The 24044-nt window shown below is 73.4% G+C and carries 17 protein-coding genes and 5 pseudogenes; 11 read left to right on the plus strand and 11 right to left on the minus strand.

Features of this window, described 5'->3' with window-relative positions; translation table 11 throughout:
- Positions 1–45 precede the first annotated feature (45 nt).
- Positions 46–1491, minus strand: coding sequence for an NAD(P)/FAD-dependent oxidoreductase (locus tag B9S61_RS25825; protein ID WP_103544400.1), 1446 nt, complete (start codon positions 1489–1491; stop codon positions 46–48).
- Positions 1492–1611: 120 nt separating this feature from the next.
- On the opposite strand from B9S61_RS25825, the gene trxA reads away from it, so the two are divergent.
- Positions 1612–2007, plus strand: coding sequence for a thioredoxin (gene trxA, locus B9S61_RS25830; RefSeq protein WP_103544388.1), 396 nt, complete (start codon positions 1612–1614; stop codon positions 2005–2007).
- A 51-nt stretch (positions 2008–2058) separates the two neighbouring features.
- Here the strand turns inward: trxA and B9S61_RS25835 are convergent.
- The 3 genes and pseudogenes from B9S61_RS25835 to B9S61_RS25845 all read right to left on the minus strand — a co-directional run bounded on the left by B9S61_RS25835 (position 2059) and on the right by B9S61_RS25845 (position 8020).
- Positions 2059–3482: pseudogene (locus B9S61_RS25835) on the minus strand (aldehyde dehydrogenase family protein).
- A 133-nt stretch (positions 3483–3615) separates the two neighbouring features.
- Entirely contained in the window at positions 3616–4653 is a 1038-nt protein-coding gene (locus tag B9S61_RS25840) for a LacI family DNA-binding transcriptional regulator (protein WP_103544389.1), read from the minus strand.
- An 877-nt stretch (positions 4654–5530) separates the two neighbouring features.
- A complete protein-coding gene (locus B9S61_RS25845) occupies positions 5531–8020 on the minus strand; it encodes a SpoIIE family protein phosphatase (protein ID WP_103544390.1) in 2490 nt (829 codons plus the stop codon).
- Positions 8021–8382: 362 nt separating this feature from the next.
- On the opposite strand from B9S61_RS25845, the gene B9S61_RS25850 reads away from it, so the two are divergent.
- On the plus strand, positions 8383–10815 hold the full coding sequence (locus tag B9S61_RS25850; protein WP_103544391.1) for a SpoIIE family protein phosphatase: 2433 nt from the start codon (positions 8383–8385) through the stop codon (positions 10813–10815).
- 123 nt (positions 10816–10938) lie between these two features.
- Positions 10939–11223: pseudogene (locus B9S61_RS25855) on the plus strand (DUF664 domain-containing protein); the annotation flags it as partial.
- A gap of 341 nt (positions 11224–11564) precedes the next feature.
- Here the strand turns inward: B9S61_RS25855 and B9S61_RS25860 are convergent.
- The 3 genes and pseudogenes from B9S61_RS25860 to B9S61_RS42640 all read right to left on the minus strand — a co-directional run.
- Positions 11565–12212, minus strand: coding sequence for a phosphoribosyltransferase (locus tag B9S61_RS25860; RefSeq protein ID WP_103544392.1), 648 nt, complete (start codon positions 12210–12212; stop codon positions 11565–11567).
- Positions 12213–12886: 674 nt separating this feature from the next.
- Positions 12887–13306, minus strand: a pseudogene (locus B9S61_RS42635) (VOC family protein); the annotation flags it as partial.
- Positions 13307–13900: 594 nt separating this feature from the next.
- A pseudogene (locus tag B9S61_RS42640) lies at positions 13901–14005 on the minus strand (cysteine hydrolase); the annotation flags it as partial.
- Between the two features lie 115 nt (positions 14006–14120).
- On the opposite strand from B9S61_RS42640, the gene B9S61_RS25885 reads away from it, so the two are divergent.
- Positions 14121–14537 (plus strand): pyridoxamine 5'-phosphate oxidase family protein, encoded by a 417-nt coding sequence (locus B9S61_RS25885; protein ID WP_103544393.1) that lies wholly within the window; start codon positions 14121–14123, stop codon positions 14535–14537.
- A 52-nt stretch (positions 14538–14589) separates the two neighbouring features.
- Positions 14590–15036, plus strand: a complete 447-nt coding sequence (locus B9S61_RS25890; protein WP_103544394.1) for a type II toxin-antitoxin system PemK/MazF family toxin — start codon at positions 14590–14592, stop codon at positions 15034–15036.
- Here the strand turns inward: B9S61_RS25890 and B9S61_RS25895 are convergent.
- Positions 14990–15583 (minus strand): annotated as a pseudogene (locus tag B9S61_RS25895) (TIGR02452 family protein). The gene B9S61_RS25890 and the pseudogene B9S61_RS25895 sit on opposite strands and share 47 nt — an antisense overlap.
- A gap of 292 nt (positions 15584–15875) precedes the next feature.
- On the opposite strand from B9S61_RS25895, the gene egtA reads away from it, so the two are divergent.
- From egtA to egtD, 4 genes are read left to right on the plus strand one after another with little or no spacing between them, the layout of a single operon-like run.
- Positions 15876–17201 carry an ergothioneine biosynthesis glutamate--cysteine ligase EgtA gene (egtA, locus tag B9S61_RS25900; RefSeq protein WP_103544401.1) on the plus strand — a complete coding sequence of 442 codons (1326 nt, stop codon included), beginning with the start codon at positions 15876–15878 and terminating at the stop codon, positions 17199–17201.
- Entirely contained in the window at positions 17198–18514 is a 1317-nt protein-coding gene (gene egtB / locus B9S61_RS25905; RefSeq protein WP_103544395.1) for an ergothioneine biosynthesis protein EgtB, read from the plus strand. The genes egtA and egtB overlap by 4 nt, the downstream gene beginning before the upstream one ends.
- On the plus strand, positions 18514–19317 hold the full coding sequence (egtC, locus tag B9S61_RS25910; protein ID WP_103544396.1) for an ergothioneine biosynthesis protein EgtC: 804 nt from the start codon (positions 18514–18516) through the stop codon (positions 19315–19317). Before egtB ends, egtC begins: the two co-directional genes overlap by 1 nt.
- A complete protein-coding gene (gene egtD / locus B9S61_RS25915; protein WP_103544397.1) occupies positions 19314–20276 on the plus strand; it encodes an L-histidine N(alpha)-methyltransferase in 963 nt (320 codons plus the stop codon). Before egtC ends, egtD begins: the two co-directional genes overlap by 4 nt.
- Before the next feature lie 72 nt (positions 20277–20348).
- Here the strand turns inward: egtD and B9S61_RS25920 are convergent, their stop codons facing one another.
- Complete coding sequence (locus B9S61_RS25920) at positions 20349–21611, minus strand: extracellular solute-binding protein (protein ID WP_103544398.1); 1263 nt, start codon at positions 21609–21611, stop codon at positions 20349–20351.
- Positions 21612–21842: 231 nt separating this feature from the next.
- Between B9S61_RS25920 and B9S61_RS25925 the strand changes: the two genes are divergently transcribed.
- Positions 21843–22058 carry a dodecin gene (locus B9S61_RS25925; protein WP_103544402.1) on the plus strand — a complete coding sequence of 72 codons (216 nt, stop codon included), beginning with the start codon at positions 21843–21845 and terminating at the stop codon, positions 22056–22058.
- Positions 22059–22071: 13 nt separating this feature from the next.
- On the opposite strand, the gene B9S61_RS25930 is transcribed toward B9S61_RS25925, so the two are convergent.
- The gene (locus tag B9S61_RS25930; RefSeq protein WP_103544403.1) at positions 22072–22563 is read right to left on the minus strand and encodes a hypothetical protein; all 492 of its coding nucleotides are present in this window, start codon (positions 22561–22563) and stop codon (positions 22072–22074) included.
- A gap of 86 nt (positions 22564–22649) precedes the next feature.
- On the opposite strand from B9S61_RS25930, the gene B9S61_RS25935 reads away from it, so the two are divergent.
- Positions 22650–23669 carry an LLM class flavin-dependent oxidoreductase gene (locus tag B9S61_RS25935; protein WP_103544399.1) on the plus strand — a complete coding sequence of 340 codons (1020 nt, stop codon included), beginning with the start codon at positions 22650–22652 and terminating at the stop codon, positions 23667–23669.
- 36 nt (positions 23670–23705) lie between these two features.
- Here B9S61_RS25935 and B9S61_RS25940 read toward each other — a convergent pair.
- On the minus strand, positions 23706–24044 hold a 339-nt coding region (locus tag B9S61_RS25940), incomplete at its 5' end, for a YsnF/AvaK domain-containing protein (RefSeq protein ID WP_146064947.1).

Below are 24044 nucleotides of genomic sequence, written 5' to 3' on the forward strand. Positions count from 1 at the left end.
GCCCCGGGACGTCCGACCCGCGTGGTCGTCGTCGTGGTGGGCGGTTCAGGCGTCCCGGTACGCCTCCAGCAGGCGCAGCCACACCTCGCTGATGGTCGGGTACGACGGGACCGCGTGCCACAGCCGGCCGATCGGGACCTGGGCGGCCACCGCGATGGTGGCCGAGTGGATGAGTTCGCCGACGCCGGGGCCGACGAGGGTGAGGCCGCGCAGGATCTCGTCCTCGAGGTCGACGACCATGCGGGCGCGGCCCTTGTAGCCGTCGACGTAGAGGCCGGCCCCGGCGACACCGGACAGGTCGACGTCGACGGCGCGGACGCGGTGGCCCGCCTGTTCCGCCTCGGCCAGGGAGAGGCCGACGGCGGCCGCCTCCGGGTCGGTGAAGACGACCTGGGGCACGGTGGCGTGGTCGGCGGTGGCGGCGTGCGCGCCCCAGTCCTCCGCCTGTACGGACTCGCCCGCCGCCCGGGTCGCGATGGCGGCGCCGGCGATCCGCGCCTGGTACTTGCCCTGGTGGGTGAGGAGGGCACGGTGGTTGGCGTCTCCGACGGCGTACAGCCAGTCGTGGCCGGTGACCCGCAGCGTGTCGTCGACGGTGAGCCAGGATCCGGGCTCCAGGCCGATCGTCTCCAGGCCGATGTCGTCGGTGCGCGGGGCGCGTCCGGTGGCGAAGAGGATCTCGTCGGCCTCGATCCGGTCACCGCCGTCGGTGACGACGTGGACGGTGCCGTTCTCCCTGGTCACCGACTTCACGGAGGTGCCGGTGCGGATCTGCGCGCCGGCCTCGGTGAGGGCTTCGGCGACCATCTCCCCGGCGAAGGGTTCCATGCGTTCGAGCAGACTCCCGCCGCGGACGAGGACGGTGACCCGTGAGCCGAGCGCCTGCCAGGCGCAGGCCATCTCGGTGGCGACGACCCCGCCGCCGACCACGATCAGCCGGCCGGGCACCGACTGGGCGCTGGTGGCCTCCCGGCTGGTCCACGGACCGGCCTCGGCGAGTCCGGGGAGGTCCGGCAGCCTGGCGCGGCTCCCGGTGCAGACGGCGACGGCGTGCCGCACGGTGAGGATGCGCTCCTCCCCGTCGGAGCCGGTGACGGTGACGCTGCGCGGTCCGGTGAGCCGTCCGTGTCCGCGGTACAGGTCGGCCCCGGTGCCCGCCAGCCACCGGACCTGGCCGTCGTCCTTCCAGTGGGAGGCGTAGTCGTCCCGGTGGGCGAGTACGGCGGCGGTGTCGAGGGGGCCCTGGACCGCCTGCTTCAGGCCGGGGGTGCGGCGGGCGTCCGCCCGGGTGATGACCGGGCGCAGGAGTGCCTTGCTGGGCGAGCACGCCCAGTAGGAGCACTCACCGCCGACCAGTTCGCTCTCCACGACCGCGGTGCTGAGCCCGGCGGCGCGGGTGCGGTCCGCGACGTTCTCGCCCACCGGCCCGGCTCCGAGCACCACGACGTCGTAGGCGATTGATTTCGGTTGCGTCGATCGCGTTTCGGTCATGGTGTCAGTCTGGTGGGTGGTGTGCGCGGTGGCCACATGGGTAGGGGCGCGGAATACGTGACCGGCGGACCGTGTTGTGCCGACGCCCGGACCCCCACACCAGGAAGAGGGAACCACGCCATGAGCAGCACCGTGGAGCTCACCAAGGAGAACTTCGACCAGATGGTCACGGACAACGAGTTCGTGCTGATCGACTTCTGGGCGGCCTGGTGCGGCCCCTGCCGTCAGTTCGCACCCGTGTACGAGAAGGTGGCGGGAGAGAATCCGGACCTGGTGTTCGGCAAGGTGGACACCGAGGCGCAGCCGGAGCTGGCGTCTGCCTTCGGCATCCAGTCGATTCCCACGCTGATGATCGTGCGTGACCAGGTGGCCGTGTTCGCCCAGCCGGGTGCCCTGCCCGAGGCCGCGCTGACGGATGTCATCGGACAGGCCCGCAAGCTGGACATGGACGACGTGCGCAAGCAGATCGCCGAGCAGCAGGCACAGCAGGGTCAGGCTCCGGAGGCCGGTGCCTGACGCCGTGACCCGCGGCCGCCCGGACAGGCCCCCGGGCCCTTCCGGAACGCTCTAGAACGGGTAGCGTGCCACGTCTCCGCGCACCGTGGTCCAGCGCAGGTCGGTGAAGGCCTCGAGGTTGGCGTCGCCGCCGACGCGGGAGCCGGTGCCGGACGTGCCGACCCCGCCGAACGGGGCGACGGCCTCGTCGTTGACGGTCGGGTCGTTGATGTGGACGATGCCGGTCGGGATGCGGTCCGCGAGGTCGAGTCCGCGGGCCGGATCCGCCGTGACGATGCCGAGGGAGAGTCCGTACGGGCTCGCGGTGGCCAGGTCGACGGCCTCGTCGAGGTCGGCGAAGGACCGTACCTGAGCCACGGGACCGAAGACCTCCTCCGTGTAGGCGGGGGTGAGGTCGTCCGCGTCGGCGAGGACGGTGGGCCGGTAGAAGAGCCGGTCGTGGGTGCCGCCGGCGGCGAGCTTGGCGCCGCCGGCCGTACTGGCCTCGACCAGGCCGTGGACCTTGCCGAGCTGGGTACGGTCGATGAGCGGGCCGAGATGGACCTGCTCGCGGTGCGGGTCGCCGACCGCGAGGGAGTCGGCCCTGGCGGCCAGCCGGTCGACGTACTCGTCGTACAGCGACGCGTGGACCAGGTGCCGGCCGTCATGCAGACTTGGCCCTGGTGGAAGAACGATCCCCAGGCGGCCGTGGAGATCACCGCGTCGAGATCGGCGTCCTCGAGCACGATGAGCGCGGAGTTGCCGCCCAGTTCGAGGTGGGCCCGCTTCAGGTGGCGGCCCGCGGCCTCCCCGACGGCGCGGCCCGCGCCGGTGAAGGAGATGACGGGGATGCGCGGGTCGGCGACGAGTGCCTGGCCCGCCTCCGGCCCGCCGGGCAGGACGTGCAGGACGTGCAGCACTCCCTCCGGCAGCCCCGCCTCGGCGAACACCGCGGCGAGCGCCCGTCCGCCGCAGACCGCGGTGCGCGGGTCGGGCTTGAGCACGACCGCGTTGCCGAGGGCGGGGGCGACGGAGCGGATCGAGAGGATCAGCGGCGCGTTGAACGGGGCGATCACTCCCACCACGCCCACCGGCACCCGGCGGGTGTAGGACAGCCGGGGCTCCTCGGTGGGCAGCACCTGCCCGGCCGGGCGGGAGGCGAGGGCGGCGGCCTCGTAGCACTCCTGGGCGGCGACGTGGAGTTCGAAGTCGGCCTTGCCGGGAATGCTGCCGGCCTCGCGGACGAGCCACTCCCGCAGCTCGGCGTGGGCGGCGAACAGGTCACCGGCCTTGCGGAGCACTCCGGCGCGGACGAAGTGCGGGGCCTTCGCCCATGCGCTCTGCGCGGCGCGAGCGGCCTCCGCCGCCGCCTCGGCGTCCTCGGCGGTGGCGAGCGTGACGGTACCGAGAGCGTCACCCGTGGCCGGCTCGGTGACGGTGTACTCGGGGCCCGTGAGCGGGCGGGAGTGCCGGGTCGTGGAGTCGAGCAACGTCATGAGGGCTCTCCGATCGCGGGCGCGGAGACTCGTCCGCGTACCCAGGTTGGTTGAGCGCGCAACATCCTAGTCGCCGGCGCGGGGAACACGGAGAGACCGCACTTCCTTCGCCGGCCCGCCGTCTCCCACGGTGTCAGCTGGATTCGCGCCGCACCACCGACGCGCCCAGCACCTTGTGCGCCTCCGGCGCCGCGGCCGGGTCGCGCACCGCGCGGTCGACCAGTCCGGCCAGTTCGCGGCCGGTCGGAAGTTCGAGGTGGACGGTGCTCAGCCGGGGCCGCAGCAGCCGGCCGAGCATGAGGTTGTCGGCGCCGACCACAGCGGCCTCCTCGGGGATGCGGACGCCCTCGTCCTGGAGCGCGCGCATCAGCAGCATCGCGTACTCGTCGTTGTACGTGAACACGGCGTCGAGGCCGAGATCGCGCCAGCGGGCGGCGAGCCGGGCGGCGGCCCCCTCGTCGTGGGCCAGCGGCAGCTCGGTGACCGTGGCGTCGGTGCCGCGCAGGGCGGCGCGCACCCCGGCCAGGCGGGGCGCGGAGAACGTCTCCAGGCCGGACTCACGCGGCACGACCACGCCGATCCGGCGGTAGCCGCGGTCGAAGAGGTGGGCGCCCGCGCTGTGGCCGACCACGTCGTGGTCCATGAGCAGGGCGTGCGCGCCCTCGACGGACTCGGGGCCGAGGGTGACGACGGCCCGCGCGCCGGAGCGTTTGAGCACCTCCACGCCGCGCGGGCCGAGTCCGGAGCCGGGAACCAGGACCGCCACGGGCCGCAGTTCCGCCCAGGCACGGGCGGCCTCGTCGTCGTGCAGGCCGACCGTGCCGTACTGCACGACCGTGTAGTCGAGGCCGCCGAGGGCGCTCTGCAGCTCGTCGATGAACTGGCTGTAGAGCGGGCCGACGGGGAAGGCGGGCGCGGGCATCAGGACCATACGGCTGTGCCCCGCGCGCAGGCTGCGGGCCGCGGCGTGCGGCACGTACCCGAGCTCCGTGGCGGCCTCGCGGACGCGGCGCCGGGTGGGTTCGCTGATCCGGACGGCGCCGGCGTTGTTCAGCACGTAGGAGACGGTCGCGCGCGAGACGCCGGCCAGGCGGGCCACATCGGCGCTCGTGGGTACGGAGCGCGTCGGTGCGGGGGGCGTGGGCGCGGGCGGGTTCGTTATCTGCACCATGACGTACCGCATCCTTGCAGAAGCGGTAACGGGGCTTTCAGCCGGGTGAGTTGGGACCACGGCGCGGAGCTCCCGGGCCCGCCGGGAGGTTCGGAAGCGTCGGCCGGGATCGCGCCGTGTGGACCGGGGCCGTCGGCCGGGAGCCCTCCCGGAGAACCGGACCGCCGGCCGGAATCGCACCCCAGGGTGCCCGGACCGACAGCCGCAGTGGCGCCGGCGTCCGGACGAGCCGGCGAAACGCGAGGTCGGACGGGCTCGGCTGGAGGAGCGGATCGTCCGCTTCCGCACCACCTCCGGTGGTGCCCACGGTTCGCCGGAGATCACCCCGGACCTGTGGGCGGAGGGCCGGCGGGTGTCGGTGAACACGGTTGCGGAGGTCGTGGCCGAGCTCGGCCTGCAGGGCCGCAAGCCGCCGGAGCGGCGGCGGTCGGCGACCCGTCAGGGCAGACGCCGCGCGACCCCTGACCTGGTGTACCGCCGGTTCGGCGCGGTGGCTGCGGACCTGCTGCGGTACGGGTACATCCACCGGCACCGGTTCGCCGCACCGAGGCCCGGCCGAAAATCGCCGCCTGGATCACCGGGTTCAGCGAGCGGCGCGCAGGCACAGCCCGGCCGACGGCCTGCCGCCGGAAGAGTTCGGACGGATCATCGCCGAAGGACGCAACCAGAGCGGCCGGAGGTGCTGGGCCCCATAGGAGAGGTCTCTACGAAACCAGGGGATCGGCAACGGGCCCTCCCCATCCCGGACATCACCTACAAGCCCGACCTCGACGGAACGTGATCAAGCCCTGCCGAGTGAGCCCGCACCACGACCGGGCCCCACGCACCACGCGCCGGCCGGGCCGGTCTCCCTCGCACGCGCGTGTGTGCCCCCCGGTCAGCGCTGGGGGTCCGCCCCGTCCGGGCCGGGCACGCCGAGCAGGAGCAGCGTCACATCGTCGTCGTGGTCGGCCGGGGCCGTGATGAGGGTGCTGATCAGCTGGTCCGCCGCCCGGTCGAGGGTCTTCGGGTCGGCGCGGGCGCCCCCCAGCGTGACGCCGACGGTGTGACACAGGACGTCGATCCGCTCCTCGATGTCGGTGCCGGGTTGTTCGACCAGCCCGTCGGTGTAGAGGACGAGGACGCTGCCCGGCGGCAGTGGCCGGGTCGTCTCCTCGAACAGCACCCCGCCGCCGCCCGGATCGTTGACCCCCAGGGGCACGCCGACAGGTGCCCACAGAGGGCCCGGTGGCCTGCCGGGAAGCAGGACGATGACGGGGGGGTGGCCCGCCGAGCAGACGGTGACCTCGCACCTGTCCTGGTCCAGGACCAGGTAGAGACAGGTGACGAGCTGGCCGACCAGGTCGCCGACGAACGCGTCCAGTGAGGTCATCAGCCCGCTGGGCGTCGCGCTCGTACGGGCCAGCGCGTGGGAGGCGGCACGCAGCTGCCCCATGACGGCCGCCGCCTCCAGTCCCCGGCCCATCACGTCGCCGATGATGACGCCGGTGCGGCGGCCGCCGAGGGGGATGATGTCGAACCAGTCGCCCCCGACCCCGGGGTCCTGGACGGAGGCCAGGTACCGCTGCGCGCTGGGCAGGTACGCGAGGGCGGGTGGCTCCCCCATGAGGCTGTGCTGCAGGGTGTAGGCGATGTGCCGCTGCTCCTCGTAGCGGTCGGCGCGCTCGGCCTCCGCCCGCCTGCGCTCGGTGATGTCCCGCACGAACAGCACGGCGAGGGTCTCCCGTTCGGCCTGGAGACTGCTGACGCTCACCTCGACGGGGAAGGCGGAGCCGTCGCCGTGCAGCCCGTAGAGGTTCCGGTCCACGACCACCGGCGGCGGGTCACACCGTCGCAGATAGGCGTCGAGGAGGGCGCCCTGCCGCCGGCGCGTCGACTCGGGGGCCAGGTCGGCCACCCGGGTGCCGACGAGGCCGCCCGGCGACCGGCCGAACATGCGCCGCACCTGTGTGTTGGCCATGACGACGATGCCGTTGCCGTCCGTGATGAGCGTGGCGTCAGGTGCGGATTCCAGCAACGCGCGGAACCGCCGCCGCTCCCGCTGCACGTCGTGCTGGGCGGCGACACGTTCGGTGATGTCCGTGACCACACCGCACACGGCGTAGGGGGCGCCGGACGCTTCGCCGAGCGGGAACAGGGTGGTCAGGAACGACCGCGGCCCCCCGGGCAGGGTGAGCTGTTCCTCACACTGCACAGGCCTGCCCCCGGCCAGCATCGCGAGGTCGGCGTCCCGCGCCTGACGGGCGAGGCCGGTCGGCATGACGTCCAGGTCGCGGCGGCCCAGCACCCGGTCCCGGACCAGCCCCAGACTCTCCTCGAACGACGTGTTGACCGCCAGGAAGCGGCCCTCCAAGTCCTTGATGAACACCACCGCGGGCGTGTGGTCCATGAAGTCCTGAAGCAGTTGGTTCTGGCGCACCTGCCACTCGAGACGGGCACGGGCCACCTCGACACGGCGGCCCACGGACAGGGCTGCGAAGATCACCGCGATGAGGGCAGCCACGTTGCCCCACACCAGCAGGGCGGTCCCCAACCGCGGCCCGAACAGCCCCGCGTCCTCGCCCGCCAGGACGCCCCAGCCCAGCAGGGGCGGCACGACCAGCGCGGTGATGATCAGACGGCGTCCCAGCGCGCCCGTCGTACCCACGTTCATGAGGAGCCCGCACAGTCCCTCGTCCGGCCGGGCCAGAAAGGCGGCCACGCCCAGGAGGATCAGGGCCAACGCGGTGTGCAGGGCCATGCCCGTGTAGGCGCCGAACCGCTCCAGCTCGGGTACCGCGTAGGCGGCACCGTACATCCGCAGCATGCCGATGTCCGCGACCACCAGGCCCGTGACCTGACTGATCCACGAGGGGAGCCGGCGCGTACTCGCACACAGGGAGGCCGCGCCGGCGAGCATCACGGCCGCGGCGGTGTTCGGCGCCATCCGTCCGGGCATCGACGTCTGCACGTCGGCGGTGTCGTCCCGGAAGAGGAGCTCGTCGATGCCCAGTCCCGCCCCCGTCACGTACTCCGCCAGCGTGAGCACCCCGAGCACCAGTGCCAGGGCCGCCGCACGGGCCACCGTGGTCACCCACGGGCGGACCGGGCCGCGTGCGACGAGGAACAGCGAGACTCCCAGCGCGGCGACGGCCACGGCGGAGTTCGCCTTCATGGACACCGCGACACCGGGCAGCACGCTCTTCAGCACGTCGATGCCGAGGATCCACCCGGTCAGACCGGCCAGGCCCAGGAAGACGGCGAGCAGCGACGTGAACCCGGCCCCCGCGCGGGCGGCGGCCAGAGCGGACGGGTGGAACGGCAGGCTGTCGGCGCGTTCCGCTCCCCGTACGCCGGGCAGCCCGGACGCGTGCTGCTGTCTTGTCACCGCGTTCTCGTCCCTGACGGATGGCACACCCGCTGCATCAGCCGGTTCACACCATGCTAGAGAACACGGAAGGTTCGGGCATGTCCCCCGGCGCGGGACGGGCGACGGGAGCACCGTGACCAGCGGGGGCGTCGGGCACGGAGGCCGCCCACCGTCGACCGTCTCGCCGCCCCGCTCAGCACATGACGCGCGGGCGCGGGCGAAGAACGGTAGAAGTGGAGGGAGGGGGCAGGACGCCGGCATCGGAAGTCGGCGGGACGGCGCCGCCGGGACGGATTCGTCGCGGCGAGGCGGTCCGCGGAACCACCGGTGTCCCCGGCCCGGGACGCTGTGGCCCCGAGGGCAGAACGGGCGATGATCATATGCGCGACGCCATACCGCTCGACGGCGATGCCGACGGCATCCCGGAAGGGGCGGCCCCGGCCACAGCCGTCATCGACGCCCAGGGCGTCGTGGCGGGGTGGAGCCCGGGCGCCGAGCGCATGCTCGGATACCCGCCCCACGCGGCCATCGGGCGCCCCGTGGACCACCTGCTCGGTACGGACGCCGGCACGGACACCGGACCGGTGCTCCGCGCGGCCCTCGACGGGCGGAACGGAACGACCCTGCTCCGGCACCGGGACGGCAGCCGGGTGGAGGTACGGCTGCGGGCGTATCCCTGGGTGGACGGGGAAGGACGCGCTCAGCGGCTCGTCGTGGCCACGCCTTCTCGTCCGCCACCGGATGCGGACCGGTCGATGGAAGGGGCGGCGTTCGCTCAGTGCCGTCTTCCGGTCATGGTGTTCGACTCCGCACTGCGGGCCGTACGGGCGAGCGCCGGCGCCCAGCACGAACTCGGCCAGAGCCAGGCGCACATGGCGGGCCTGCGGGTCACGGACCTCCTGCCCGACCATGTCTGCCAGGAGGTGGAGGACAGTATGTGCCGGGTGCTCAGCAGCGGCGAGTCCGAGCAGCTCCGGGTGCGGGGCAGGGCCCGGCCCGCATTGCGTGAGGGCATCTGGTCCATCACCGTGTCCCCGCTCCGGGGTCCCGACGGACGGATACGGCAACTGGAACTGTCCGCCCTCGATGTCACCGAACAGCACCTCGCCCGGGAACGGCTCACCCTGCTGAACGAGGCGAGCACCCGGATCGGCACCACTCTGGACGTGATGCGGACGGCGCAGGAGATGGCCGACCTGGTGATGGGCCATCTGGCGGACTTCGTCACCGTCGACCTGCTGGACTCCCTGTTCCGCGGAATCGAACCGATCCCCTCCCCCACCGGTGCCGTCACTCTGCGGCGCGCGGCGCAGCAGTCCGTGCTGCCCGGGGTGCCCGAGGCGCTGGCCCGGCCAGGTGACCTGGACGACTACCCCCCGTCCACGCCTCCAGCCCGCTGCCTGGACACGGGCGAGGCCTCGCTGCACCGCACCGTCGACCCAGCCATCCGGGCCTGGCAGCGTGTCGACGCGGCCCGCTCGGAGGTGCTGCACACCTTCGGTGTGCATTCGGTCATGGTCATCCCGCTGCGGGCCCGTGCCATCACCCTCGGCGTGGCACTCCTCGTCCGGCACCGCCGCGAGGAGCCGTTCACGGAGGACGACCTGGTGCTGGCCGAGGAGATCGGCGCGCGGGCCGCCGTGGCCGTCGACAACGCTCGCCGTTACACCCTCGAACGCGAGACCGCGCTGGCCCTGCAGCGGAGCCTGCTGCCCCGGCGGATCGCCGCCCAGGAAGCGGTCGAGGTGGCTCACCGCTACCGTCCGGCCCGCACCCGCGCGGGGCTGGGCGGTGACTGGTACGACGTCATCCCGTTGTCCGGGGCCCGGGTCGCGCTGGTCGTCGGGGACGTCGTGGGCCACGGCCTGCGTGCCTCGGCCACCATGGGACGTCTGCGGACCGCCGTGCGCACCCTGGCCGACGTCGACCTGCCCCCCGACGAACTCCTCACACAGCTCGACGACCTGATCACCCACGTGGCGTCCGAGGAGGAGACGTCGGCGCCCCCCAGGCCCGACCTGGAGGTGCCTACCGACCTCATCGCCACGTGCCTGTACGTCGTGTACGACCCGGTGTCCCGCCGCTGCACGGCCGCCACCGCCGGTCATCCGCCGCCCGCGGTCGTCACGCCCGCCGGCACCGTGGACTTCGCCGACCTCCGCCCCGGTCCGCCGCTGGGCCTGGGCGGCCTGCCCTTCGAGACCTGCACATGGGACATGCAGCCGGACGGCCTTCTCGCCCTGTACACGGACGGGCTCGTCCAGGGCACCCGGCACGACCTGGGCAGCGGCCTCGCCCGGCTGCGCTGGTGCCTGGAGCGGCCCGCCGCATCGCTGGAGGCCATCTGCGAGGACCTGTTCCGCACGCTGCTGCCGGCGCAGCCACAGGACGACGTCGCCCTGCTCGTCGCCCGCACCCGGGCCTTCGACGCGGACCATGTCGCCACCTGGGACCTGCCGTCCGACCCCGCTGCGGTGGCCGACGCCCGCGCGGGCGTGACGGCCCGGCTGGCCGCGTGGGACCTGGACGAGGTGGCGTTCACCACCGTACTCGTGGTGAGCGAACTCGTCACCAACGCCATCCGCTACGGGCAACCGCCCGTCCAGCTACGGCTGATCCACGGAGCAGCCCTCATCTGCGAGGTGTACGACAGCAGCGGGACCTCCCCACACCTGCGCCGGGCCGGCACGTACGACGAGGACGGCCGCGGCCTGCTGCTGGTCGCCCAGTTCACCCGCCGCTGGGGCACGCGGCACCGCGCCGAGGGGAAGACCATCTGGGCGGAGATCGAACTCCCGGACCCCACCGCGTGACGGCCCGGCCGCTGTGACGAACGCACACCGCACGACCTTGCCCGGCCCCGGCGCCCCGCGCCCCACGAGTCCGCCGGCCCGGCCATCGTCGACGATGTCGCGGCCCGGACTCCTGCGGCGCAGCGCGACTGGATCAGCGACGGGGAGCCGCTGCCGAAGCTGTACGGCGGGCGGGACGGGGGCTTCGACGGTGCCGTCACCGAGGACGGCGTGGTCGAGGCGGCGTGTGCCGGCCTGGAGCGTGAGCGTGCGGCGGCCGACGCGGCCCTCGCCGCTCACACTGATCCGGGCACGCGTCTGGGCGAGGACGGGATCACGGTACGGGAACTGCTGGTGCATCGCGTCGAGGAGTACGCCCGTCACTGCGGGCACGCGGACCTGTTGCGGGAGTGCGTCGACGGGCGGGTGGCAGTGGCCTCCGGCGCATGGCCGCACCCCCGCCGGAGAGTGACATCGACCTGTCGACGGGACGCATGAAACGGGCCTCGCGTGGAGGCGGTCAGGCCCCTCTCGGATACGGTGCGTGACCATCCCTCGAATTGAGGAGCAGAGTCCAGCAGGCCCTCAAGGCTTCAAGAGCACCCCATGGCCCTTTTGGGCTTACCAGTTTCATGCCCCTACCGGCCCGTATGGGACCCGGTGCCGGCCGTGGGCGAGCACCCGGAGGCGATCCTGAGGGAACCGGGCCACGGCCCCGGGGAGATCGCGGCCCCGCGCGCGGACTCCGTGATCTGAACCGGCGCCCTCGCCTACGCCTGCCGCTCCCTCAACGCCCCCAGGACGTCCTCGTCCGTCAGCTGGCCGAACTCCTCGTACCACTGGCCGACCGCCATGAAGGCGGGCGGCTCGTACAGGCACACCACCTCGTCGGCCTCGCCGCGCATCAGCGCCACGCCCTCCGTCGAGCCGACCGGGGTGGCCAGCACGAGACGCCCGGGCCGACGCTCGCGCAGGGCACGCAGGGCGGCGCGGGCGGTGGAGCCGGTGGCCAGTCCGTCGTCCACGACGACCACGGTCCGCCCGCGCACGTCGGGAGCGGGCCGGTCCCCGCGGTAGAGCCGCTCGCGGCGGCGCAGTTCGGTGCGCTCACGCTCGACGACGGGCGCGAGGTCGGACTCGCTCAGCCCCAGGCCGCGCAGCGCGGCCTCGTCGAACACCACGGCCCCGTCGCCGGCCATCGCGCCGACACCGAACTCCTCGTGGAAGGGGGCGCCGACCTTCCGTACGACCAGGACGTCGAGCGGGGCGTCCAGCACCGTGGCGACCTCCGCGGCCACGGCGACGCCACCCCGGGGCAGAGCCAGCACGACCGGGTCGGGCAGGGCTCCCTCGACCTGCCGCTCCCGCAGCCGTGCGGCCAGTTCACGGCCGGCCTGCCGGCGATCACGGAACCGCATGGCATCCGGGTACCCACTCCCCGGCTCCCGAAGCACGCCGCCCGGCATGGGTGGGCGAGCGCCGGGAAACCGTCCTGCATGGCCGGTGACACGGGCGGCTACGGGCAGGAGTCACGGCCGGACGCGAGCGGGCACCGGGCGGTGGCGCAGGAGGACTGGCTCCGGATCGAGGCATGGGCGAAGAGCCGGGAGAGCTGCCCGGCGGAATCGGTGGCGGCGATGGTGGAGTGCGTCGCCGACGTCGCCGGTGTGAGACCGACCGGCGTGAGCCGTATCCGCCTCGACAAGGCCTGTGACGAAGATCTGCCGGCCGCGCTGCTGGACGAGATCTCTACCGGCTGGACGCCGATGGACGAGTACCGGTCGACATGGAGGCGGACGAGGCCGAGGACGGCCTGGACGTACGACTGGCACTCGCACCACTCTCGGACGTACGCCTCACCGGCGCGGCCTGGGAGGAACTGCGCATCGGCCCTGGCCCGTCCTGCTGGTCGTGCGCGATCACACCCCAGTGGAACACACCCGCCCCGCCCATCCAGCCCCTCCGGCGTTCGAGGAGCGGGGGTCCGGGGGCGGAGCCCCCGGGACGGGACGGAAGGGGGCGTCCGGGACGGAGAGCTCCCCCACCCCAGCCGCCCACGCGGGCCTGCACGGCTCAGCCGGCCCGGACGGCCCCCCGGGGCCTCCTCCGTGACACCGTTCAACGGCGACTCCGGATCGGCACCGTAGGGCCGGGTGACGACCTCGAGGCCATGCCCCGCCGGATCCCGGAAGTACACCCCCCCGCCCCCCGTCATTGCGGTTGATGCGCCAGGGCTGCGTCCCGTGCGGATCCGCCTGGATGGCGACCCCCGCACCCACCAGCCGGGCAGGAACCGCGTCGAACTCGTCCTCGGAGACGAGAAACGCGTGGTGCTGCATCGGGATGTCGAGATCGGCGGTCGCGAAATCCAGGGTGACCCGTTGGCGGTCGTCACCGGAAGGAACATCCCGGCCGGCTCCCCGACCTCCAGCCCCGGAACTCCGGCGAGGAAACGGGCGGACTTCTCCCGGTCACGGGTGAGAACGATGGTGTGGTTGAACTCGGCTGACAGTGGCAATGTCTCCATGGGCATCCGCGGCGCCTCCATGCCTCACCCGGCCGGTGACCGACACGCGATACCGCGCCGGAGAGCCTAGACAGCCCGGCCGACGGCTGTCGAGCGGTTGTCCGGGCATCGCACCACCCGCCGCCGGCCCACCCTCCGCCACGACCGCCGACTTCACGCACCAGAACGCGGGCGCCTCCCCGGGGACGAAGCTGATCCGCTCGGGCAGGAACGGCCCGGTGTCGAGGTCCATGAGGTAGCCCGCCCCGCCGGGCGGGCGTGCGGCGGAACCGGCCGGGTAGACGACCGGTTCCAGTCCGGCCGCGGGACGCTCCAGGGCGGGGTGGGCCAGCGCGTCGGCCAGTTCGCCCCAGGGCCTGCCGCAGAAGCGAGTCGTCCGCCACCACCGTCACGTCGATGTCGCTGCGTCCGTGCCGGTAGTCGCCGAGCGCGAGGGATCCGACGGGCGGGGGCCGCAGACGGCGCGGGTGCGGCGGACCAGTCCGCCGAGGCAGGGACGGACCTCGGGGGGGCAGGACGCGAGGGCGGCTCATGAGTCCGGTGCCGCCGCCGCACCGCACGAGGCGGAGGCCGGCAGTTCCACAGTTCGTCGCTGTCGCACACGCGTGCTCCCATGTTGCGTTCCCTCATCCGCAGGACGGCGTCGGCGTGGATGTGGGCGACGGCGTCTCGCGGGCCGAGGACGGCCGGCGGTGGCCGTCCTCGGCCCGCTCGCCGACGGTGGCCCGCCGTCCCGCCCCGCGGTCATCAGGGCCGTCCGGCCCTAGCACCGCCGGGTGCGGTCGCCGACGATGGGGAGATGATCCACACCGATGGCTTCCGCCTGCTCGACCGGCAGGAGTGCCTGCGCCTGCTGGCCAAGGCGCCGGTCGGGCGCGTCGTCTACACCCGGCAGGCGCTGCCCGCGGTCCTGCCCGTCAACTTCTCCCTGGACACGGACTCCTCGGTGGTGCTGTGCACCTCCGGCGCCTCCGATCTGGTACGGGCGATCGACGGGGTGGTGGTGGCCTTCGAGGCCGACGACTTCCACGCCGAGCGCCGGGCCGGCTGGAGCGTGGTGGTCACGGGCCGCGCGGCGGTGGTCACCGACCCGGGCGAGCACCAGCGGCTGCTGCGGACCGGGCCCCGGTCCTGGATGCCGATGGACGACGGTGTGTTCGTCCGGATCGAGGCGGAGATGGTGACGGGGCGCGAGCTGACGGGTGTGCCGGGCTGACGCACGGTTCCCCGCGCCCCTGGGGTGTGAGGCCGTGTCGTACGGTACGGCTGTGACCGCCTTCAGCACCGAGAACGCCCCGGGCCGCCACGGCCCTTCCGCCACCGTCGAGGCCGAGCCCCGTGAGGTGGGCCCCGTACGCACCGAGTACTCGCCGGCACACGACGGCGACCCCGATCCCGGCGAGATCGTCTGGACCTGGGTTCCCTATGAGGAGAACGACGGCCGGGGCAAGGACCGTCCGGTGCTCGTCGTCGCCCGGGAGACGGGCGGGACCGTCCTCGCCGTGCAGTTGTCCAGCCGGCAGCGCGACGGGCAGCGGGAGTGGGTGCCGATCGGCAGCGGGCCGTGGGACCGGTCGGGCCGTGATTCGTGGGTCGACGTGGACCGGATACTGCGGCTGCACGAGGACGGCATGCGCCGCGAGGCGTGCGCCCTGGACCGGATGCGGTTCAATCTCGTACGTCAGCGGCTGCGGGAGCGGTACGGCTGGAGCTGATCGCCGCCGGGCCGGGCAGCAGGTCCGCGAACGTCCGCTCGAACGCGGCGCGGACCGCGCTGTCGCGGGTACGGTCCAGGATGCCGAAGACCACTCGGTCGAAGGCCCCGGCGAACCGTCCGCCCGGCGCGAGATGGGTGCGGAACGCCCCGCCACCTTCCGGGCCGTTGCGGAACACCCCGCAGCCCCAGGCGCCCAACACCAGGCGTTGGTAGAAGCCGGCCGCCGCAGCGGGCAGGTGTACAGCGCCGAGGCGCGGCACAGGACTTCCTCCTGGGCCTGGGCGCCGTTGAGGTATCCCCCGCCGGGATTGCGGGCGGACGAGAAGTTCAGTACGGCCGCTCCGCCGCCGGGCGGCCTCGATGCTGCTCCCGCCGGTGACCTCGAAACGGGACCCCACCGGGCGGAACGCCAGGACCGGCGTTCCGCGGGCCGCCGCCCCGACCGCCGCCGCGACGGACACCCGGTGTCCGGCGGGTGCGCGGTGGGTACCCGCCGCCACGATCCCCTCGGTCTCCTTGGCGATACCCCGCAGGCGCGCGCCCACGGCGCCACCCCCGTAGCCGCCGTGACCGCACGGCGTCGCTCGTCGTGCTCATGCAGGCATCGTGAGCGATGCTGGTGATGCCGCGCAACGGAGTTTCCGCTCCCCCGGACGGCCCGGGAACGCGCGGAGAACCGCCCGTGAGCGGGCCGGACGGAGGTATGACCGATCCGGAACGCTCCGCCAGGCGCTCTTGTGCCCGGCGACGCGAAGGTTTTGGGTGGACGGGTTGGTGCCGGCCGGGGCCACCGGGCGTCCGGTCGGCGGCATGGTGGAATCTCAGGAGGATCCCGACATGTCCGATGCGACAGGTGGCTGCACCCAGCCGCCCACCACTGTCACGGAAGCCGAGGTGGAAGCCCTGGTGCGGGGCATCTGCTTCAAGACCGGGCCGCCGCGCCTCCTCGGTGTCGAGGTGGAATGGCTCGTCCACGAGCTGCGGGATCCGCGGCTCCCCGTGTCACCCGAACGACTCGAAGCGGCCTACGCCGCTCTGCGGACCGTGCCCCTGAGGTCGGCGCTCACGATCGAGCCCGGCGGCCAGCTGGAACTGAGCTCGCCGCCCGCCGCCTCCCTGATGGAGTGCGTCGGTACCGTCTCCGCCGATCTCGACGCCGTCCGCGCGGTGCTGCGCCGGGCCGGCCTGGTCCTCACCGGCCTCGGGCACGACCCCTGGCGCACGCCCCGCCGCTTTCTGCGCGAACCGCGCTACGACGCCATGGAGGCCTCCCTCGACCGGGCCGGGCCCGCCGGGCGGTTCATGATGTGCGCCTCCGCCTCCGTGCAGGTGTGCGTGGACGCCGGGCACGAGGAACCCGGGCCGCTGGGTCATGTGCGGCGCTGGTGGCTCGCGCACCAGCTGGGACCGGTCCTGGTCGCCGCGTTCGCCAACTCCCCGCTCGCCGGCGGCCGGCCGACCGGCTGGCTGTCCACGCGGCAGCTGCGCTGGACGCAGATCGGCACCGGCAGGGCGGGCGGTCCCGTGCTGGACGCCGTCCCGCGTGGCGCCTGGGCACGGCACGTACTGGACTCGACGGTCATGTGCGTACGGGACGACGTCGGGCCGTGGCAGGTGCCGCAGGAGCTGACCTTCCGCGAGTGGACCAGGTCCGGTACGCCCAGGCCGCCCACCCGGGAGGACCTCGACTACCACTGCACGACGCTGTTCCCGCCGGTCAGGCCGCGCGGGCACCTGGAGCTGCGCATGATCGACGCGCAGCCCGGGGACGACGGCTGGATCGTGCCGCTGGCCGTGACGGCGGCGCTGTTCGACGACCCGGAGGCGGCCGAGACCGCGTACCGGGCGGTGAAGCCGCTCGCCGAGCGGACGCGCGGGATGCCGGCGCCGCACAATCCGCTCTGGCGGGACGCGGCCCGCGTCGGACTGGCCGACCCGGAGCTGCGTGAGGTGGCCGCCTGCTGTTTCGCGGCGGCGCTGCGCGCGCTGCCCCGGATCGGCGCCGGGACCCGGGTCGTCGACGCGGTGGAGGCGTTCCGGGACCGCTACGTCGCCCGGGGCCGCTGCCCGGCCGACGATCTGCTCGACGAAACACGCGCGCCGGCCGGCACCGGCACGGACCGCCGCGACGCGCTCCCGCACGGGAAGGACACCCCCTCATGACCGACCACGTCCTCGACGCCGAAGCCCTGCGCGAGCGCGCGGTCGCCTCGCTGATCACCGCACGGGACCGTACGACGCTGCTCACCGCCTGCGTCGGGGAACCCGATCTGACCGCGCAGCACTCGCCGTTGATGTCACCGCTGGTGTGGGATCTGGCTCACATCGGCAACCAGGAGGAACAGTGGCTGCTGCGGGCCGTCGCCGGCCATGAGGCGATACGGCCCGAGATCGACGGTCTGTACGACGCCTTCGAGCACCCACGGGCCGAACGCCCCAGCCTGCCCCTGCTGCCGCCGGCGGAGGCGCGCCGATACGCCGCGGAGGTGCGCGGCCGGGCGCTGGACGTGCTGGAGGGCGCCGCGTTCCACGGGACGCGGCTTACGGAGGCGGGCTTCGCCTTCGGGATGATCGCGCAGCACGAGCAGCAGCACGACGAGACCATGCTGATCACCCATCAGCTGCGCCGGGGCCCGCGGGTGCTGACCGCGCCGGACCCGGAACCGGTGCCGCTGTTCACGGGTCCGTCGGAAGTCCTCGTCCCGGGCGGGCCGTTCACCATGGGCACCTCGGACGAGCCCTGGGCGCTGGACAACGAACGCCCCGCGCACCGGCGCGAGGTGGCGCCCTTCCGTATCGACACCACGCCGGTGACGAACGCCGCGTACCAGGCGTTCATCGAGGACGGCGGCTACGGCGAGCCCCGCTGGTGGACCGCCGACGGCTGGGCCCACATCCGCCGCAACTCCCTCACCGCTCCGCTGTTCTGGCACCGGGACGGCGGACAGTGGCTGCGGCGCCGCTTCGGTGTGACCGAGGTGGTACCGCCCGACGAGCCGGTAGTGCACGTGTGCTGGTACGAGGCCGACGCCTACGCCCGCTGGGCCGGGCGGCGGCTGCCCACCGAGACGGAGTGGGAGAAGGCGGCACGCCACGATCCGGCGGGCGACCGCTCGATGCGCTACCCCTGGGGCGACGCCGACCCGGGGCCCGAGCACGCCAATCTCGGCCAGCGGCATCTGCGCCCGGCGCCCGCCGGAAGCTATCCGGCCGGTGAGTCGCCTCTGGGGGTACGGCAGTTGATCGGTGACGTGTGGGAGTGGACGGCGAGCGACTTCCTGCCGTACCCGGGTTTCAGGGCGTTCCCGTACCGGGAGTACTCGGAGGTGTTCTTCGGGCCGGAGCACAAGGTGCTGCGGGGCGGCTCGTTCGCCGTGGACGCGGTGGCCTGCCGGGGCACGTTCCGCAACTGGGACCTGCCGGTCCGGCGGCAGATCTTCTCCGGGTTCCGCACGGCACGTTCGGAGGCCGTCTGATGTGCCGTCATATTGCCTACGTGGGACCCGAGGAGGCGCTGGACGGCCTGCTGGTGGCGCCGCCGCACAGCCTGTACCGGCAGTCCTGGGCGCCCCGGCGGCAGCGGTACGGCACGGTCAACGCCGACGGTTTCGGTGTGGGCTGGTACGCCGACGGCGATCCGGTGCCGGCCCGGTACCGCAGGGCCGGGCCCGTCTGGGCGGACCGGTCCTTCGCGGATCTCGCCCGTGTCGTACGCACCCGTGCGCTGCTGGCCGCCGTACGGGACGCGACCCTCTCGGGCGCCGACGCGGAGGCCGCGGCGGCGCCGTTCGCGGCCGGGACGTGGCTGTTCAGCCACAACGGGGCGGTGCCCGGCTGGCCCGGCTCGCTCGCGCCGCTGGTGCCGTCCCTGCCGGCCGAGGACGTGCTGTCGCTCGAGGCACGTAACGACTCCGCGTTCGTGTGGGCGCTGGTACTGGCCCGGCTGCGGGCCGGCGACGAGGAGGGGCAGGCGCTGGCCGACACGGTCCTGGAGGTGGCCGGGGCAGCCCCCGCCTCCCGGCTCAACCTGCTGCTCGGCAACGGGGACACGATCACCGCGACCGCCTGGGGCGACACCCTGTGGTACCTCACGCGGACCGGCGGCGGCACCGTCGTGGCCTCCGAGCCCTACGACGACGATCCGCACTGGCGCGAGGTCCCCGACCGCACCCTGCTCGCCGCGAGCGCCACGGACGTCCTGCTGACCCCGCTCAAGGAGCCCGGCGACGCCCTGTCGTCCGCCGGCGCGCCCGTACCTTCGAGGGAGCCCCTTACGTGAGTCCGTTCCGTCTCACCCGTACCCTGCCCGAGGACACCACCGGCGCCGCCCTGCGCGCCGACGTCCGCGAGGGCCTGACCGGCAGCCCCAGGACGCTGCCGCCGAAGTGGTTCTACGACGCCCGGGGCAGCGAACTCTTCGAGGAGATCACCGGGCTGCCCGAGTACTACCCGACCCGTGCCGAACGGGAGATCCTGCGCGTCCGCGCCGGTGAGATCGCCGAGGCGTCCGGGGCCCGCACCCTGGTCGAACTGGGCTCCGGGTCCTCGGAGAAGACGCGGTACCTGCTCGACGCGCTCACCGGGCTGCACACCTACGTCCCCGTCGACGTCAGCGAGAGCGCCCTCACCCTGGCGGGGCGGGCGCTGGCCGCCGAGCACCCGGGGCTCGACGTGCACGGGATGGTCGCCGACTTCACCGCGCCGCTGACCCTGCCCGGCACTCCGGGGCCGCGGCTGGTGGCGTTCCTCGGCGGCACCGTCGGCAATCTGCTGCCCGCCGAGCGTGCCGCGTTCCTCGCCTCCGTGCGCACTCTGCTCGCCCCGGGGGACGCCCTGCTGCTGGGCACCGACCTGGTGAAGGACGAGCAGGTGCTGGTCCGGGCGTACGACGACGCGGCGGGTGTGACGGCCGCGTTCAACCGGAACGTCCTGTCCGTCATCAACCGCGAGCTGGGCGCCGACTTCGATCCGGAGGCGTTCGGGCATGTGGCGGTGTGGGACGCCGGGCACGAGTGGATCGAGATGCGGCTGCGCTCGCGTACCGCGCAGACGGTGAAGATCCCCGCCCTGGGACTCGCCCTGGACTTCCCGGCGGGTGAGGAGGTGCGCACCGAGGTGTCGGCGAAGTTCCGGCAGGACGGGGTCCGTGGCGAACTGGACTCCGCGGGACTGGAGCTGACCCGGTGGTGGACGGACGAGGAACAGCGGTTCGCGCTGTCACTGAGCGTTGCCCGCTGAGCCCCGCCCCTGAGAGCCGGCACGGTCCGCCGGGAGCGGTCCGCCGGCCGGAGCGGCGCCGGGCGCGTCACCTCAGTCGAAGGCCAGGGCTTCGGTGATGCGCTCGGCGGCGCGTTCGGCCTCGGCGCCGGGGTCGGCGCCGGTGAGCACCTTCGTCATGTACTCCTTGATCGGGTTGTCCGCCTCCACGGCGCTCCACCGGGGTGTGCTGGGGGTCGCCCGGCCCTGTGCGGCCCCGGCCGCCATGGCCTCGACCCCCTCCTCCTCCGCCACCGAGTCGGCGAGATCGGCCTTGTTGGGGACGTAGTTCATGGTGCGGGCCAGGTCGGTGTTCCAGCGGGCGCCGGTGAGCGCGGCGACGACCTCGATGGCGGCGTCCCTGGCATCGGTCTTCGCGGGGACGACGAGATCGGAGCCGCCGGTGAAGACGGCACCGGGCGTGCCGCTCTCCTTGCCGGGGACGGGGAAGTACCCCAGCTTGCCCTCCAGCTCCGGGTTCTGCTGCAGAATGGCCCGGGCCAGTCCCGGTACGGCCACGATCTGTGCGACCCGCCCCTCTGCGAACACGCCTGCCTGCGGCGGGTGTTCCTCGTCGGAGTCGACGGGCCCGTCGCCGAGTGCCTGGAGCCGGCGGTAGAAGTCCATCCCGCGCAGCGCCGCCGGGCTGTCGAGTGTGCCGCGCCAGACACCGCTGCGCTCCGTGGCGAGTTCGCCGCCCTCCTCCCAGATGAAGCCGGCGAGCGTGTACCAGTCCTGACCGGCGAGGTAAATGCCTTGCTGCTTGCCGGTGTTGAGCTCTTCCGTGGCGGTGAGCCACTCGTCCTGGCTCTTCGGCGGTTCGGTGATGCCGGCCTCCCGGAAGAGGTCCTTGCGGTAGATGACGACGCGGTTGGCGGCGTACCAGGGGATGCCGTACTGCTGGGACCCCCACTGACCGGGTTCGGCGAGGCCGGGCAGCCAGTCGTCGCGGCCCCAGTCCCGCATGGACTCCAGGGTCAGGTCGACCAGCCGGTCGCCCTCCGCGTACGTGGCGACCTGGGTGTTGCCGACCTCGATGACGTCGGGTCCGTCCGTCCCCTCCGTGCCGCCCGTCCGCAGCGCCTGCTGCACCTTCTCGCCGATGCCGGTCCACTCCTGGATGCGGATGTCGAGTTCGATCCCGGCGTGCTCGCTCTCGAACTCCTCCGTGAAGCGGTCCAGGTATTCCTGCGAGGCGCTGTGCCGCATCAACCACACGGTGACCGTGCGCCGTTGCGATTCGCTGTCGGGCATCAGCCCGCACCCGCCCAGCAGGGATGCGGACACACAGACGAGGGCGAGCAGACGGCGTCTCACGAAGGGTCCTGTTTCTGTCTGACGGACAGGGCGGGGGGCCCGACGTGGGGGGCGAGCGGCAGCTCGGGCGGGTGACCAGCATCTTGGTATGGACCAATGAGTAGGTCAAGCCGTCAGGCGAACGGGGGCGCTGTCTCGCGCTCCGAGGCGGTGTGGGGCACGGTGGAACGACGTGTGACACAGGCGGTGCCCGTGCAGTCGGACGGCCCGCCGGCGGAGAGGAGCAACAGCATGTCGGAGCACACCTACCGGGTCACGGAGATCGTCGGCACCTCGCCCGAGGGCGTCGACGCGGCCGTACGCAACGGCATCGGGCGGGCGTCACAGACGCTGCGCAACCTGGACTGGTTCGAGGTGACCCAGGTGCGCGGCCAGATCGAGGAGGGACGGATCGCGCACTGGCAGGTGGGTCTGAAGGTCGGCTTCCGGCTGGAGGAGACGGACTGAGTCCGGCCGGCGCTCAGGTCCGGCCTTCACGCTCCTGGGCGTCCTCCAGCTCCCCCGACGGCGTGGTCCAGCGGGCCTGGACCACGGTGAAACCGGCCCGCCGGGCGTCCAGGCAGACCAGTTCGTCGTCGTCCACGAGGACGCGGACCTCCCGGGTGCGGGCGAGGCGGCGCAGGATCGCCAGTTTGGTGACCCGGGCGGGCCGGCGGTCGGCGTTGCCGCGCATGTGCACGTCGCCCTCGGGCAGTCCCTGGGCGGCGAGCCAGTCCAGCGTGTCGCGCCGGCAGCGCTCGGGCCGCCCCGTGAGGTAGAGGATCTCGCACTCGCGCGCGCTCTCCCGTACCAGCGCCACCCCCTCGGCGAGCGGGGAGTCCTGCGGCGCCGCGGCGAAGAAGCCGTCCCAGTCGCGCGGCCTGCGCTCCAGGAAGCGCTGCCGGTGCGAGGTGTCGGCGAGGGTGTTGTCGAGATCGAACACGGCCAGCGGCCGCTCGTTGCGGTCGGTCACACCGCCCACCCTAGGGCCTGTCCGCCGGACGGGCCCTGGTCACCGGCGGGGCGGAATCTCCCCGGCCACCGCGCGTTGAACCCGGTATGAGTTCCGTCTTCGCCCCGGTCCGCTTCTCCGTCCTCGACCGTTCCCGCACCCGCGAGGGGCACACCGGCCCCGAGGCGCTGCGTGACACCGTCGCCCTGGCGCGGGAGGCGGAGCGGCTCGGCTACCACCGGTTCTGGGTGTCCGAACACCACGGGGTGCCGGGGGTCGCCGGTTCGGCGCCGACCGTGCTGGCCGCCGCCGTCGCGGGGGCGACCCGGACGATCCGGGTCGGCACCGGCGGGGTGATGCTGCCCAACCACCGTCCGCTCGTCGTGGCCGAGCAGTTCGGGGTGCTCGAATCCCTGTTCCCGGGGCGCGTCGACATGGGCCTGGGCCGCTCCGTCGGCTTCACCGACGGGGTACGCAGGGCCCTGGGCCGCGACAAGGGCGACGCGGAGGATTTCGCCGCCCAGCTCGACGAGCTGCTCGGCTGGTTCCTGGGCATCTCCCCCACCGGGGTGCACGCGCGGCCGGCCGAGGGCCTGAGCGTGCCGCCGTTCGTGCTCGCCATGGGAGAGGGCGCCACCGTCGCGGCCCGCGCGGGGCTGCCGATGGTCATCGGTGACCTCCGCGACCGTGACCGGATGCGGCGCGGCATAGATCACTACCGCGAACGGTTCCGTCCCTCGCCGTGGGCGGACGAGCCGTACGTCGTCGTCTCCGGCACGATCGCGGTGGCCGGCACGTCCGAGGCGGCCCGGCGGCTGCTGGTCCCGGAGGCGTGGTCGATGGCGTACTCCCGCACGCACGGCACCTTCCCGCCGCTGCCGCCCGCCGAGCGCGTCGAGGCGCTCGCCATGTCCGGGAAGGAGCGCGACCTGTACCGGTCGGCGCTGGCCGGTCAGCTCGCCGGCACCGAGGAGGAGGTGGCGCACGGGCTGGAGTCGGTCCTGAGGGACACGGGTGCGCAGGAGGTCCTCGTCACCACCAGCACCCACGACCGGGAGGCGCTGCTGGACTCCTACCGGCGGCTCGCGGCGGTCGCGGGGATCGCGGACAGCACGACGCGCCGGTGACGGATCACCGGCGCGTCGTGCGGGGGGAGGGACCGGCTACTCCCTGCCCTTCCCGGGGACGTCACGGCCCCGGCGGCCGGTGCCCTCGTCCCCCTCGGTCATCTCCGTCTCGGCCTCGATGCGCTCCTTGCGGACCCGGCCGCGCACGGTCTCGTCCGCCGACTTCTCCTCCGTGGTCATCCGGACCCGCTCCACCGGAACCGTCTCGGTCTCCACGACGGGGCGTTCCTCGTGCAGCGTGACCTCGTGCTCGGCCTCGGAGATCTCCGGGCCCGCCATGGCCTCGCCCCGGTTGGCCTCGGTGATCGGCTCGCGCTCCACCCGTACTTCCTCGTGGCGCACGGGCACGGTCTGCTGGACCTCCTCGGTGACCAC

It is taken from the genome of Streptomyces sp. SM1, assembly GCF_002910825.1.
GTDB lineage: Bacteria > Actinomycetota > Actinomycetes > Streptomycetales > Streptomycetaceae > Streptomyces > Streptomyces okerensis.

Coding starts and splice junctions, on each gene's coding strand:
- B9S61_RS25825 (WP_103544400.1), bottom strand. CDS start 1,491: ATGACCGAAACGCGATCGACGCAACCGAAATCAATCGCCTACGACGTC.
- trxA (WP_103544388.1), top strand. CDS start 1,612: ATGAGCAGCACCGTGGAGCTCACCAAGGAGAACTTCGACCAGATGGTC.
- B9S61_RS25840 (WP_103544389.1), bottom strand. CDS start 4,653: ATGGTGCAGATAACGAACCCGCCCGCGCCCACGCCCCCCGCACCGACG.
- B9S61_RS25850 (WP_103544391.1), top strand. CDS start 8,383: ATGCGCGACGCCATACCGCTCGACGGCGATGCCGACGGCATCCCGGAA.
- B9S61_RS25860 (WP_103544392.1), bottom strand. CDS start 12,212: ATGCGGTTCCGTGATCGCCGGCAGGCCGGCCGTGAACTGGCCGCACGG.
- B9S61_RS25885 (WP_103544393.1), top strand. CDS start 14,121: ATGATCCACACCGATGGCTTCCGCCTGCTCGACCGGCAGGAGTGCCTG.
- egtA (WP_103544401.1), top strand. CDS start 15,876: ATGTCCGATGCGACAGGTGGCTGCACCCAGCCGCCCACCACTGTCACG.
- egtB (WP_103544395.1), top strand. CDS start 17,198: ATGACCGACCACGTCCTCGACGCCGAAGCCCTGCGCGAGCGCGCGGTC.
- egtC (WP_103544396.1), top strand. CDS start 18,514: ATGTGCCGTCATATTGCCTACGTGGGACCCGAGGAGGCGCTGGACGGC.
- B9S61_RS25925 (WP_103544402.1), top strand. CDS start 21,843: ATGTCGGAGCACACCTACCGGGTCACGGAGATCGTCGGCACCTCGCCC.
- B9S61_RS25935 (WP_103544399.1), top strand. CDS start 22,650: ATGAGTTCCGTCTTCGCCCCGGTCCGCTTCTCCGTCCTCGACCGTTCC.